The organism is Chryseobacterium lathyri (assembly GCF_003290185.1).
GTDB classification, from domain to species: Bacteria; Bacteroidota; Bacteroidia; order Flavobacteriales; family Weeksellaceae; genus Chryseobacterium; species Chryseobacterium lathyri.
The window spans coordinates 183,999-198,240 of record NZ_QNFY01000003.1 but is presented as its reverse complement, the minus strand read 5'-3'; the positions used below and the strand labels follow the sequence as shown (position 1 = coordinate 198,240).

At 35.3% G+C, this 14,242-nt stretch carries 9 protein-coding genes; 4 read left to right on the top strand and 5 right to left on the bottom strand.

From position 1 onward, the window contains the following. Positions 1-527: 527 nt before the first annotated feature. Positions 528-866, bottom strand: a complete 339-nt coding sequence (locus DRF61_RS05070; RefSeq protein WP_111954707.1) for a hypothetical protein — start codon at positions 864-866, stop codon at positions 528-530. A gap of 434 nt (positions 867-1,300) precedes the next feature. Here DRF61_RS05070 and DRF61_RS05065 point away from each other — a divergent pair, with 434 nt between their 5' ends. Continuing rightward, a complete protein-coding gene (locus DRF61_RS05065; RefSeq protein WP_111954705.1) occupies positions 1,301-1,879 on the top strand; it encodes a peroxiredoxin family protein in 579 nt (192 codons plus the stop codon). Positions 1,880-2,013: 134 nt separating this feature from the next. Here DRF61_RS05065 and DRF61_RS05060 read toward each other — a convergent pair whose 3' ends face one another. Together DRF61_RS05060 and DRF61_RS05055 are read right to left on the bottom strand one after the other, a co-directional pair. Further along, positions 2,014-3,750 (bottom strand): RagB/SusD family nutrient uptake outer membrane protein, encoded by a 1,737-nt coding sequence (locus DRF61_RS05060; protein ID WP_111954703.1) that lies wholly within the window; start codon positions 3,748-3,750, stop codon positions 2,014-2,016. A 21-nt stretch (positions 3,751-3,771) separates the two neighbouring features. Then, positions 3,772-6,537 (bottom strand): SusC/RagA family TonB-linked outer membrane protein, encoded by a 2,766-nt coding sequence (locus DRF61_RS05055; protein ID WP_111954701.1) that lies wholly within the window; start codon positions 6,535-6,537, stop codon positions 3,772-3,774. Between the two features lie 278 nt (positions 6,538-6,815). Here DRF61_RS05055 and DRF61_RS05050 point away from each other — a divergent pair, with 278 nt between their 5' ends. From DRF61_RS05050 to DRF61_RS05040, 3 genes are read left to right on the top strand one after another with little or no spacing between them, the layout of a single operon-like run. Continuing rightward, entirely contained in the window at positions 6,816-7,943 is a 1,128-nt protein-coding gene (locus DRF61_RS05050) for an alkaline phosphatase (protein WP_111954699.1), read from the top strand. 20 nt (positions 7,944-7,963) lie between these two features. Beyond that, entirely contained in the window at positions 7,964-9,745 is a 1,782-nt protein-coding gene (locus DRF61_RS05045) for an alkaline phosphatase (RefSeq protein ID WP_111954697.1), read from the top strand. Positions 9,746-9,779: 34 nt separating this feature from the next. Beyond that, complete coding sequence (locus DRF61_RS05040; RefSeq protein WP_228452592.1) at positions 9,780-11,585, top strand: metallophosphoesterase family protein; 1,806 nt, start codon at positions 9,780-9,782, stop codon at positions 11,583-11,585. 327 nt (positions 11,586-11,912) lie between these two features. Here DRF61_RS05040 and DRF61_RS05035 read toward each other — a convergent pair whose 3' ends face one another. Further along, positions 11,913-12,431, bottom strand: coding sequence for a DUF2911 domain-containing protein (locus DRF61_RS05035; RefSeq protein ID WP_111954695.1), 519 nt, complete (start codon positions 12,429-12,431; stop codon positions 11,913-11,915). Between the two features lie 32 nt (positions 12,432-12,463). Beyond that, complete coding sequence (locus DRF61_RS05030) at positions 12,464-14,155, bottom strand: sodium:solute symporter family protein (protein ID WP_111954693.1); 1,692 nt, start codon at positions 14,153-14,155, stop codon at positions 12,464-12,466. Positions 14,156-14,242: the final 87 nt, after the last annotated feature.

Below are 14,242 nucleotides of genomic sequence, written 5' to 3'. Positions count from 1 at the left end.
TTTTCGCGTCACAAAATTATAATTTTTGGAATCATGATAAAAGCTATTATTACTGATAGATCCAAGCAGGATTATAAACGATAAATTTACTATGACCCAATTATTGAATATTGCTGAAACCTTCAAAATATTTAGCCAGACGATAAAATTTGCCACTATTGAGGTATATGATTTATGATCATAGTCACTAAATTGTGAAAATTTATTTCTTAACTTGATTTTCTTTCAAATAGAAATCAACACAGATAGACCAATGCAACCTTGGACTGTGTATGAGATAAAAACGGAATTCTAATTCCCAGAATGATGCTGCTCAAATAGAACATATAATTCCCATAACTGATCTGGCTATGGGGATATGTGTTCTAAAAGTATTTTTGGATAGTGGACAAGAAAAACGACGCATAAATCACAGAAATAAAGCAAAGCATTCATTGATATTGAGTAGAACAATTCAGTAATGTCTGCCTTTTTTAAGCCGAGGGTTAATTAAAAAACAGGTCAGGATCCATTTTGTGATATTATAATCATTTCAAAAAAGTGAAATCGATCATTCTTTTTATAATTTCGCTGTTGATAAGCGGTGCAGCGGGTGTTCCTGTATTTAACGATATTCCTTCCCTTAGATTCGCTGCGTTAGGATTAGAATTATATACGATAAGTCCGGTTGCCGGATTTGTTATTGTTAATGCGTCAGTACGGGAAGTAAGATTAACCCGAGGTGGTAAAAATCCTGCCGGTTTATCTGGTTTTGCCTGTATATCCAATGCTGCTGAGGTGTCTGGACTGCTTGTATTTATACCTACTTGTGCTTCAGTATATATTATGCTACTGAATAATAGCATAAAAAAGATTTTAGCTTCCATTTTTTTAATTTTTTCTTATCAAAGTATTTGTTGAATGAGAGTAATGATATCTCTGTAATTTTTCAATACACAGCTGTTATAAAGTCCAAATGATATTGAATATCTTGTTCTCTATTTTTACCGCCGCAAGGTATATTTAAAATCAGGCGATGTAAAGCATTTGACTGATCGTATTCAGGAATATGACAACACTGATTGACTGGAAAAAATGCATCAAACTAATGGTATATGTTTGCCCTAATCAATGTAAATTAGTGAGTCCGGCTTGACAATTCTGAGCAAGTTAAATCTGTAGAAATTCTCATCTTTAATATTTGATAGAAATGTATTGTCCTTAAATTATGGGAAGATCCCTGTTATTGAGATTGAGTTGCTTCCATAAAAACATTAGTGTATATTTAAGAATCTCATTCATCGATCATAAAAAAACTATCATGAAACACATTTTAGCCCTATTTATAATATTATCTATATTATCTTGCGAAAGCAAAGAACAAAAAAAAGAGAGAATTTTAAAGGAATTCGAGAAAGAAGCTAAAGAGTTACAAAAAAATCAGATTGATTTTTCACTCAATGCAAGGCCCAGATATTTTTCAGCTAAAACAACTAATGGTACTGTATTCAATTCACAGAATTATAAAGACAAAAATCTCGTGGTTTTCATATATGACAAGTCTTATTTAAAAAAGAGCGAGTCTTATGATATGGCAGAAGAGTTCAATACTCTATATACGAAATATAAAAATGACACTTATTTTATTGGTATTGTAGAAGGTTTTATAGAAGATGAAAAAGAGCTAAAGAATTATCTAAGTCATTCACAAGTTCTGTTTGAGCAGATCGACAATACCAAATCTTACAGTAAATCAGAAAAATTAAATTACAATCTATTTTGTAGTCCTGCAAAGGTTCTTATTGGTACTAATGGAAAGGTTATACACTCTTCTTGTGGCGGTGGCAACAATATGATGATCGAACAGAAGCTCGACAGTATAAGGGCTATTGTAAAATAGTTAAAATATTGCCTATGTTATAATATGATTGCAATTGTAGGAAATTTGCTTTTCAAATAATTAAATTGGACCATAAAATCAAAACTGTCAGCAGAAATTCTGCTGACAGTTTTTTGAAAGTAAAAAATGTAAAATTAATATCCCTCGTTCTGAACCAGATATCCAGGAACACTTGATGCTCCGTCAATTGTCGATTGCGGAATCGGGAAAAGCCTTTTTCGTACATCAGTATTTGTTTTAGATGTATAGATATCTTCATAATGACCAAAACGAATCATATCTGTTCTTCTGGAATATTCCCAGTAAAACTCAAAACCTCTTTCTCTGTATAAAAGATCCAGATTCATTGTTGTCAGTGCGGGAGGGGTAACGTTAGGTCTGGCTGTTCTAGATGCTCTAACGAGATTAACATCCGCTAAAGCTGCTCCTGCATTTCCTTTTCTTAACTGGGCTTCTGCTCTCATCAGATAAATATCCGCTAAGCGTAAAAGGACAATGTCTGCATTTCCTCTGTTTCTTCCTGTATCTGAAGTTCTGCTGAACTGGTATTTTGAAACTCGATATCCATCAGTGTAATCTTTATTGTTAGGATTTTCTAAATCGATATCCAGCGTGTGATTTACATAGCTTACAAATCCATTTCTCTGCTCTATGATAGGATAAATTTTATATTGTCCGTTCAGAGTTTGGAAGGGCTGTCCATTTGATGCATTTCGCAACCCCCACTGAACTCCTCTCTGAATTCCTCTGTTAATTTCATAAGTAGCACCATTCACAAGGAAATAATGATTCCCATCATTTGCAGGAGTCACTCCGGTTAAATCCTGTAAATTTGCCGGAACACTAAAGTTTTCTTTATAAAATCTGGCATCTGCCTGAGCAGGATCAGTGCTTCCGTAAGCCTGAACCCATGTCTTATAAAAATCAGAAGTTATCGCTGGGCCATCTGTTCCGTTGGCTTTAGGAAATGCAGCTAAAGGATATTGACTTCCTGACAAAGACCAATAACCTAATCTGTTGTGTGATGTGTTAAGGTCCTGACGCTGGTCAATTGCAAAAATTAATTCTTTATTTGAATGGTTATTGTCGTCAAATATGGCAAAATATTCCGCAGATAAACTAAATAACCCGCTATTGATAACTTTGTTAGTATATTCAATTACCTTATCCATATCTCCCGCTGCAAAAGAAGGAGTTCCGTAAGGGTTTCTGTAAACCGCTGCATTAAGGTAAAGCTGTGCTAAAAATCCGTTTACTGCTGCTTGAGAAACTCTTCCCGGACCTTTCGTATTGTCTAGGTTATTTACAACAGCTAAAAACTCACTTTCAATATAAGAAACAGCTTCCTGCCTTCTTAGAACTTCAGAATTTTGCCCCGTGTTATCTTTTTTGAATGCAATTCCCCAATAATCAAGTATCAACATATTGTAATAAGCTCTCAAAGCACGCATTTCGGCAACAGCTTTAGCTGCATTGGGATCTGTTGCAGCAATGGGTTGTAGCTTTTCGATTGCTGTTACAGTTCTTGAAAGCATTAATCTCATTGCATCCCAGGTTTGCTGTACAACAACGTTTGTAGTTGTAGTGGTGTGCTGATGAAGTTCGATGTATTTTCCGCCATCATACCAGTCGTTTCCACTTCCTCTTGGAGGAAGAATAGCTTGGTCTGAACTGATCAGCTGAAGCCCATAATTTTTGGTATGGGTAAATGCATCTGGAAGCGGACCGTAAGCCGGAGCGATGAAAGATTCAACAGGCGTTGTTGTTTGTGCATCAAGTGATTCGTCGATAACTGATTCTTCAAGATCTGTACATCCTACAAGTGCCAAAACACTTAGACTAAAAATAGAGGTTAAAAATTTATTTTTCATTTTTTTTCTTTTAAATATTAATTAAAATGCTACGTTTACACCAAATACAAAGCTTCTGGCTTTAGGATAAGTAACATAATCAATTCCGAAAGACTGAATTCCGCCCTGAGATAAACCGGTATTGATTTCAGGATCGAAACCTGAATATTTGGTAATCACGAATAAATTCTGAGCCGTTACTGAGAATCTGATGTTTCTGATATGCTCACCAATTCCAAGGATTTTCGGATTCAGATTGTAACCTAAAGTGGCATTATTCAATCTGAAAAAGTCTCCCTTTTCAAGGTATCTTGTTGAAATTACATTGGTATTGTTTACACTTTCATTAGGAAATTGCGTTGCAGCATCTGTTGTGTTGTGAGATAATCCCAATCTGCCTCTCGAAAATAACGTAGAAGCAGTATTGTTATAAATCATATTGCCTGAAACTCCGTTGAAATTTAATCCTAAATCGAAGTTTTTGTAAGCTGCCTTCAGGTAAAGATTATAAGTAAAATCCGGTAAAGCGCTTCCTGCAGCAACTCTGTCGTTGTCTGTAATAATTCCATCTCCGTTTACATCTCTGAAGATATTGGTGCCGTTTTCGCTTAATCCTAGAAATTCTCTTACGTAGAAAGTTCCGATTGGTTCATTATTAATGTATCCATTGATAACAGCATTAGTTGTTCCCGGTCCCTGTGCTTCTCCTGTGGAAATTACTTTATATGGAGAATTTTTTACTTCATTTTTAATAAAAGAAGCATTTCCTCCAATGCCATATGTAAATGCTTTATTCGGATCGCTGTTGTAGTTTAATGAAATTTCCCAACCCGTATTGTTGATCTGCATATTCGGGATATTCTTCCACATTGTTGGAGCTGGTTCTATAGGATCCACAGTATTTATTACCGAAATAATGTTATCAGAAATTTTTCTGAAGAAATCGACAGTACCCGTTAATCTATTATTTAAAATTCCAAAGTCTAATCCAATATTGGTTTGTGTCGTTACTTCCCATTGTAAATCCGGATTGTCGGCTCTTACCAAATACACTCCTATAGGATAATTTCCACTGTCATTTAGAGGATAGGTGGCTTGTGCAGTTCCGCTAGCATCGGCTTGGTAGCTTTTTTTTGTTACCTTACCCGGGATTTCCTGATTTCCTGTTTTACCCCAGCTTGCTCTTAATTTCAGATTGTTGATCTGCTCTACATCCGAAAGAAATTTTTCTTTGCTGATGTTCCATCCTGCAGCGACTGACGGAAATATTCCGTATTTGTTATTTGCTCCGAACTTAGAAGATCCATCGGCTCTTAAAGTTGCTGTTAAAAGATATTTATTCTGAAAATCATAATTTACCCTTCCAAACCAGGACTGTAATTCATTTTTATTAGCAATAACAGACGTTGTTTGATTCGTTGCCCCTGCAGCAGGAATCTGATATTGCGGCTCGATTCCGTTGATTGGGAAGTTCTGATAATACCATCCTCTCGATGTCAACATTAACTTTTGATAAGAATGTCCTGCCATTACATTAAAATCGTGACTGTTGATTTTAAATTTATACGTTAAAGTATTTTCTAAAAGAGTATTGTTATTTGAATAATTGCTTAGGTTTAAAGTTCCGATCTCCAGAGGAATAGCATGCGGAATATTCTGGATAACTCTTTCCGCTGTAGAATAATCAACCCCTAAATTCAGCTTATAAGTCAATCCTTTAATAATTTCCACAGAAGGAGAAATGTTGGCTAAAATTCTGTTATTTGTTGTAAAATCCTTGTAAATCTCGCGACGAATTAATGGGTTAAAAGCCCCATTATTAAAGACAGTAGTTGGTACCCCATCGGTATATGCAGGATACGTCGGATTCCATGTAAGCATATTGGAAACTACATCTGTTGAATTCGGTCTGTTATTTTCGGTTCTTGTTCCGTTTAAATTGAAGTTTATACTTACTCTTCCGTTAAACGCTTTTTGTGAAGCATTGATACGACCGGAATATCTTTTTAGATTACTGTTGTGAAGAATTCCTTCCTGATCTTCATATCCTAAAGCAGCATAATAATTTGAAGTATCTGTCGCTCCTGCTGCTGAAAAATTTACATTTTTAGAAACAGCTGTCCTGGTCAGCTCATCCTGCCAATCGGTATTTCCTCCCATATCATCCAATTTTCCTCCGGCTGCGGTTACCTGCCTTCTGAATTCATCTGCTCCAAAAACATTCATTTTGTTCGCAAGATTGGAAATCGTAAGATTGGAAGAAAGATTCATCTGAGTTCTACCTTTTTTACCTTTTTTAGTCGTGATGATAATCACTCCATTGGCTCCTCTTGCCCCATAGATTGCAGCTGCAGAAGCATCTTTTAAAATATCCAATGATTCAATATCATCAGGATTAATGAAGTTCATCGGGTTGTTAGCTGTTCCGGTGTTGCTGTTATCGATTACAAACCCATCGATAACGTAAAGTGGTGTTGTGCCGGAACGTAAACTTCCGACTCCTCTGATGATAATATTTTGGTTAGCTCCCGGTTCACCACTTATATTCGAAACATTTACTCCGGCAACTTTTCCCTGAAGCAATTGACCAACATTAGCAACCATTCCTTTATTAAAATCTTCGCTTTTTACAGAACCTACAGCTCCGGTTACATCAGATTTTTTTTGACTCCCGTATCCTATCATTACCACTTCTTCAATGTCTGTCAATTTGTTCTCATCCTTGAGCGTGTCGGATTCTTTTTTTTGTGCAAATGTTAAGCTGACACAACTCATCAAAACTGTCGGCACGAGATAAATACGTTTCATTCCTTATTATTTTCGTGCAAAATTAGCTCGATAAAATGCCGAAAACTGTTAATTTAACATTAAGTAACCGGTTTTTAAAATTAATAAAACGTGAATATTTTTGTCAAAAATTAAATTTATGAAAACTTTATGTAAACAAACTTTTTTAAAGTTCTTAAATTCAATTATTTCCCTGTTAACATTGGATTTATAGTTTATTATTGAAATTTTTGAAATGATATTATATCTAATTTCGCATCTTATTTCATACTTATAAAATTATTAAAAATCCAATCATTATGAATTATTGTTATAAAAATGTTAATTTCAAGGCAATCGCAGCTTTTTCGTTGCTTCTTTTTGTAGCCATGTTATCAGCTCAAAAAAAACAAAAGCCTCTTAACGTCATTTTTATGATTGGTGATGGAATGGGCGTTTCACAGGTTACTTCTGCATTCTATTTTGGAAATTCAGAACCCAATTTTCAAAAATTTAAAATTGTAGGTCTGTCTGAAACATCTTCAACCAGCGATTGGGTTACAGATTCTGCTGCCGGGGCAACCGCTTTATCAACAGGTGAAAAAACTTACAAACGTGCGATTGGCGTAAATAAAGATTCGATAGCACTTCCAACGATATTAGAACAGCTGCAGAAAAAAAATTACCAAACCGGGTTGGTTAGTTTAACGAGTATTACTCATGCAACACCTGCTTCTTACTACGCTCATGTAAAAGACAGAGATCTTCATGAAGATATTGCGCTTGACCTTGTAAAAGCAAACGTTAATTTTTTAGCAGGCGGAGGTTTAAAATTCTTCAATAAAAGAAAAGATGGAAAAAACCTTCTGAATGAATTTAAAAAGCTCAATTATAATATAGACACGCTGAAACTTTCAAAACCCATTCAAAATAAAAACAACTTTTATCTTTTGGCGCAGGACGAACTCCCTAATAAAGTTCAGGGAAGAGGAGATTTTCTTCCCGAAGCCACACAAACCGCTCTAGATTACTTATCTAAAAACAAAAAGCCATTCTTTTTGATGGTGGAAGGCTCATTTATCGATTGGGGCGGTCATGCTAAAGATGGCGAAATGATGGTAAAAGAAGTTTTAGACTTTGACAAAACCATCGGCGTGGTGATGGAGTTCATCAAAGAAAACCCGAATACACTGTTGGTAGTCACAGCAGATCACGAGACAGGCGGTGCAAGCATCGGAAAATTCATGGAAAAAGATTCAACAGGAAAAGAGAAGAACATCAAAGACAAAGTACAGGTGAATTTCATCGACAATCAACACACTGCGGCTTTAGTTCCCGTTTTTGCGATGGGAAAAAACCAGGAGCTTTTCTCTGGCGTATACCCCAACAACACCATCTATCATAAGCTTGCTGAAGCTTTGAAAAAAAGCGGAATCACTATTAAATAATTTGAATTTTACTAAATCTTATGCGCTTACATTTAAAAAAAATTACAGGCTTTATCACTCTGCTTTTTGTTGCAACTGTTTTTGGTCAAACTACAAGAGTACACTCTCATAATGATTATGAACAGAAAATCCCATTTTGGTATGCCTTAGGTTCTGATGCAAATTCAATTGAAGTGGATGTTTTTCTTGAAAACAACGAACTTTTTGTAGCCCACAACAAAAAAGACATTACCCATGAACGAACATTTGAAAGTTTATATCTGAATCCTATTGATAAGGCATTAGGAATGAATATGATCAAACAGGAATCTCTACAGATTCTGATTGATATTAAAACAGATGCTAAAACAACTTTAAAGCAGATTGTAAAAACAATTCAGAAATATCCGGCCATTACAGCTCAAAAAAAAGTACGTTTTGTTATTTCAGGGAATCAGCCAAAACCGGAAGAATATACTTCTTATCCCGAATTTATTTTTTTTGATTATCAAAAACTGGATAATTTAACTACAGATCAATGGAATAAAGTTGCTTTGCTTAGCTTAAGCTTTCCGCAATATTCTAAATGGAACGGTAAAGGAGGCTTAACGGAAGAAGATTTACCTAAAGTAACTGAAGTCATCAAAAAAGCAAAATCATTTGGGAAACCATTCAGATTCTGGGCGATTCCCGACGGGAAAACTTCCTGGGAATTTTTTGCAAACAACGGTGTTGATTTTATTAATACAGACCATCCTAAAGAATGTGTGGGATATGTAAATTCTTTGCAGAAAAGAACTTTTAAAAATAATCTGTTTTCAGAAGTTTATCAGCCTAAATTTTCCTATCTGAAAAAAAATGTTCCCGTGAAAAATGTTATTTTATTAATCGGTGACGGAAATGGTCTTTCACAAATTTCTTCATCCGTCTTAGCCAATAAAGGACAATTAACGTTAACACAATTGAAAAATATTGGTTTAATTAAGACTTCTTCGACTGATAATTTCACCACAGATTCTGCAGCAGGAGCAACTGCTTTTGCAACAGGAAAAAAAACAAAAAACAGATTTATCGGAGTAAGTTCTGAGGGGCAAAAAACGGCAAATCTTACTGAAATTCTATCAGAAAAGGGCTTCAGCACCGGAATTATTACGACTGACGAAATTGTGGGAGCAACACCTTCTGCATTTTATGCTCATCAAAAAGACCGTGGTATGGAAAAGGAAATTGCTGAAGATTTGCCAAAATCAAAACTTAACTTTTTTGCAGCAGGTGGAAAATCTAAAGTTTCCGGCCTGCATGATTTTAAATTAGCAGAAAACCCAATGGAGGTTGCAGAAAGTAAAGCCAACCGTTTGGCGTACTATCTTTCTGATAACGGTGTTCCGCAAGTTTTGAAAGGTCGCGGGAATCTTTTGGCTGAAACTGTAGAAAGTGGGCTGCAATTTTTAAAAAGCAAGAAAAAACCATTCTTCATCATGATTGAGGCAGCGCAAATTGACAGTGGCGGCCACAGCAATAATGTAGGAACCATCGTTACTGAAGGTATTGATTTTGACAGAGCAATTACAAAAGCAGTACAGTTTGCTGACCAGAACCCCGGGACTTTGGTGATAATTACTGCAGATCACGAGACAGGAGGTTTTAGTATTCCTCATGGCGATCTGGAAACAAGCACTATAGAAGGTGATTTTACGACAGACGATCACTCAGCTACATTAATTCCTGTGTTTTCCTACGGCTCAGGCTCAGAAATTTTTACGGGAGTATACGAGAATAATGAAATTTTCCATAAAATATTGAAAGCTTTGAAAGTAAATTAGTTTTACAATTATTTTTTCTAAAATACATACAGCTTTGAAAAAACATTTTTCCATTCATCTATTGATCGCTTTACTGCTTTCATTAAACGTATTTGCGCAACATAAAGCCATTCAAATAGCATTTTTGGCAGATGTTCATTTTCAGGATCTTTATGGAGATTTTTCAGATAACGCATTCAGAGGAGTAGAAAATCCAAAAACCCAAAAGAAAACCTTATTGAGAACAATGGATTCACAGCTCCACTCTACAAGAATTTTTAATGAAAATTATTTTGCTTTTCTGGCGGCTTTGGATGATGTGGCAAAACGGGGGATTAAAATCGTCGCACTTCCCGGTGATTATACTGATGACGGACAAGCCTACAATTTGAGAGGATTGAAAAAGATTTTAGATGAGTATCAAAAAAAACATGGAATAAGGTTTTTTATTACCACAGGAAATCATGATCCGGTAAGCCCATTTCTGAAAGACGGCGGGAAATCTGATTTTTTAGGCGAAAATGGAAGCCCTGTTAACATTTTTAGTAATAAAATTTCAGTTGAAGATAATGGTCAGGAAACTTTCATTACCAAAGATATTGCGATGTCTGGCTATTTTGAAATTATGAAAGAGTTTAAAGAATTTGGATTTTGCCCTTCTGAAAAAGATCTGTTTTGGGAGACTCCGTTTAATCATAGTTCTTATGAAAATTATAGTTTTAAAAAGGCTTTAAAAAGTTCAGAATATTCCAACAGAATGTATGAAGTCAGTCCGGGATTTACTGTTCCTGATTTGAGTTATCTGGTAGAACCCGTAAATGGAATTTGGCTTTTGGCAATTGACGGAAATACCTATTTGCCAAAAAATATTAATGGAAATCCAATAGATCCAGATAATTTTCATAGTGTTTCCGTTGGATACAATAATGTGCTTTCAAATAAAAAACATTTGATTGATTGGGTGAAAAACATTTCAAAAGAAGCAGAAAAAAAACACAAAGTTCTCATTGCATTTACGCATTATCCGATGCTTGATTACAATGACGGTGCTTCTGAAGATATTAAAAATTTATTAGGCAAAAATAAATGGCAGCTCGACAGAGTGCCAGATGATCACGTTGCTAAGGTTTTTGCAGATGCAGGAGTGAAACTTCATTTTGCGGGCCATATGCACATCAACGATACCGGAATCAAAAAGTTTGAAAACGGAAAAATACTCGTCAATATTCAGGTTCCTTCGTTGGCAGCTTATCTTCCGGGATATAAAATTCTGACAGTGAATTCTCCCGCTGATTTTGAAGTCGAAACGGTTTCTATTACTGATGTCCCACGTTTTGATGAGCTATTCCCTTTGTATAAGAAAGAATTTGGAGTCTTAAAAAATCAGACCAGAAAAGATCTTTGGAACGTTGAAATTTTAAAAACAAAGAATTACCACGATTTTACATTATTTCATTTAAAAGAATTGGTAAGGCTAAGATTTGTTCCTTCAGATTGGCCTAAAGATTTTATAGAAAAAGTCAGCCAACTTTCAGGAGAAGATTTACTTTATTTAAGTATTGACATGGACAATTCAACTACAATAAATGCAGGAGAATTTAAAACATGGAATTTTGAAGATGCTTTATTAAATCTTTATCAATTACAGTCTGCAGACGAATTAGCAAAAAAAGATATTCCTGAAAAACGACTTTTGCAATTCAAATTTTTGCATGAAAATTTCGAAAAATTAAATACAAAAGATGGATTTCTAAATCAGCTGAAATTATTTTTCAGAGTTTTAGTTAAGCTCTCTTCGGGAGATCCTGCAGACCATTTCAAAATTGATTTTGAGAAAGGGGAAATTTTGAAATTGAAATAATTGCTGCTTTATCAAAAAAAATAATATTGTTCAAACAGAAATCTTAACAAATTCCTCCATCAAAAATACCAAAGCAACACTATTTTCAAAGATACTTCTGAAATACAAATCATTGCAGCTTTTTATTTAACTTTCAAAATATTTCGAAAATCAAAATGAATTTTGACATAACTTGAGAATTTCCAGAAGAACAAAAAACTAAAGCATTAATCAAACAGCAGGAATTGGATTGGTGACTGAAATTTACAATAGCAATCTTTAATACAATATCAAAATTTTAAATAAAAAATCCCGGTTAATCCGGGATTTTAATTTCTCATATTACATTTATTTTATCTCTACAGGAACTGAGATTTTATCCCAATCCATTGTGAATCCATTATTGTTTATTTTATAAACTAAAGTTTCCTGTGTTGCTGGTAAAGCCTTGGTTTTTACATCAACACGTAAAGCATCCTTTGCTTGTTCGTATTTATAAGCTCCCCATTGTTTTGGCTCTTTGTTAAAAATTGCAGTCCAGGTTCCAGACTCTTTTGGGATTAAGAAAAAGCTATATTTACCGGCAGGTAGTGATTTACCCTGAACAGTAATATTTTTATCGGTTTCGAAAGTAGTTGCTTCATTGGCACCCGCACGCCAAACTTTGTCATAAGCTTCTAAACCACCCCAGATCGTACGCCCTTTTACAGAAGGACTGCTATAAGCTATAGTAATGGTTGCATCTTTAATTTTTCCCGTAGCAGTAGCCGGAGGGCTGGCAGGTTTTTTAGTGTCCTGTGCAAAGGCATTCATGGAGATTGTCATTGTCGCAACAAGTACGGCAGCAGATTTAATGATGGTTTTCATAATATTTTTGTTTGTATGTTTATTTTGTCTGTTTACGAATTTACTGCTTTCTGTTTATAAAACAGTAATCCGATTGCTGAAAATATAATGACTGCTGCTGCCCCAATGACGTTAAGCCAAAGGAAAGAAACAATATCAAAATTATAAACGGCAATAACCACAATTTCTGATAAAATGGCAGCAATAAATACATTGGAACCGGTGATTTTTTTATAGTAAAATGCAACAAGAAAAATCCCCAATATCGGACCGTAGAAGAGAGAACCTAATACATTAACCGCTTCAATAAGGGAACCCATTTGAGTGGCAAACATGGCTACACCAATTGAAAAAATACCCCAGGCTAAAGTGTGCAGGCGACTGTACTTCAATTCGGTTGCATCATCAGGAATTTCTTTTTTAAATATCAAATGAACATCTTTTAATGAGCAGGCGGCAAGGGAATTCAGTGCTGCAGAAATTGAACCCCAGCTGGCCAGAAAAATGACGGCAAACAGTAAACCGATCATTCCTACAGGCAAGGTATTTTTTACAAAATACAGGAAAATGTAATTCGTATCCGTTTTTTCCGCATTATAGTTTGAATGATTGATCGCTTCCTCTACCCTGCCGTGAAGTGCCTTTACCTGAGTTTGCGTGTTTTTAAAATCCTGAATCGTTTTTTTGAGCTGAGGAGAATGAGTTTCTTTCAACCTTAAAATTTCTTTCGATTCTGCATTAAATTTTAGTTGTAAACCCTGATGTTCTTTTTCAAAAACCGCAGCCTGTTCAGGTTTTGTTTCCTTTAAATGTTGATAAGAACGTTCGTTAAAATAAATCGGAGCCGGTTTTAGAGAAAAGAATGCAAAAAGCAAGGCACCGATCAGGAGAATAGCAAATTGCATCGGAATTTTAACCAATCCGTTCAGCAGCAAGCCCATTTTTGCATTAGTATTGTCTTTTGCAGTAATATACCTCCCGACCTGGCTCTGGTCTGTACCAAAGTAAGAAAGGGCCAGAAAAAAACCGCCAATTAATCCGCTCCAAATATTGTATTTATCTTTCCAATCGAATTCTGTAGTGATTACATTGAGCTTTCCGGATTTCCCTGCCAGATAAAGCGCATCCTTAAAACCAATTCCATTCGGCATATTCTGAATAAGCAGATAACCTGCAAAAGCCATTGTTCCCAGAATAATGAGAAACTGTAGTTTTTGGGTGTGAGCGATCGCTTTTGCTCCGCCAACATAGGTATAAATCAACAGAATTCCACCTGTTAAAACATTGGTTAAATAAATATTCCAGTTTAAAACGCTTGATAAGATGATACTCGGAGCGTAAATGCTGATTCCTGTTGATAAACCTCTGGAAAAAAGAAAAAGCAGTGAAGTGAGTACCCTTGTTTTTTTATCAAATCGGTTTTCCAAATATTCATAAGCCGTATAAACATTTAAGCGCTGAAAAATCGGGATGAAAGTGATACAGATCACAATCATCGCCAAAGGCAAACCAAAGTAATACTGAACGAAACGCATACCGTCTGTATAAGCCTGGCCCGGTGCTGAAAGAAATGTAATGGCACTTGCCTGTGTAGCCATAATACCTATAAGCACAATGTACCAGGGCATTTTATTATCTGCTTTCAGATATGATTCATTGCTTTTTTGGCCACGACCGATCAATACGCCGTAAACAACCACTGCAACAAGGGTAAAAATGAGAACTGTCCAATCTATAATACTCATGCCCAGAATTTAGTAAACAAATAATAAAATGCGATCTGAAATACTAATGCAACGGCTAATAGTATGTACCAGGTATTCCAATTTTTA

Bases quoted from the DNA above. Each gene is read 5' to 3' on its own strand.
- DRF61_RS05070 (WP_111954707.1), bottom strand. From the start codon at position 866: ATGGAAGCTAAAATCTTTTTTATGCTATTATTCAGTAGCATAATATAT.
- DRF61_RS05065 (WP_111954705.1), top strand. From the start codon at position 1,301: ATGAAACACATTTTAGCCCTATTTATAATATTATCTATATTATCTTGC.
- DRF61_RS05060 (WP_111954703.1), bottom strand. From the start codon at position 3,750: ATGAAAAATAAATTTTTAACCTCTATTTTTAGTCTAAGTGTTTTGGCA.
- DRF61_RS05055 (WP_111954701.1), bottom strand. From the start codon at position 6,537: ATGAAACGTATTTATCTCGTGCCGACAGTTTTGATGAGTTGTGTCAGC.
- DRF61_RS05050 (WP_111954699.1), top strand. From the start codon at position 6,816: ATGAATTATTGTTATAAAAATGTTAATTTCAAGGCAATCGCAGCTTTT.
- DRF61_RS05045 (WP_111954697.1), top strand. From the start codon at position 7,964: ATGCGCTTACATTTAAAAAAAATTACAGGCTTTATCACTCTGCTTTTT.
- DRF61_RS05035 (WP_111954695.1), bottom strand. From the start codon at position 12,431: ATGAAAACCATCATTAAATCTGCTGCCGTACTTGTTGCGACAATGACA.
- DRF61_RS05030 (WP_111954693.1), bottom strand. From the start codon at position 14,155: ATGAGTATTATAGATTGGACAGTTCTCATTTTTACCCTTGTTGCAGTG.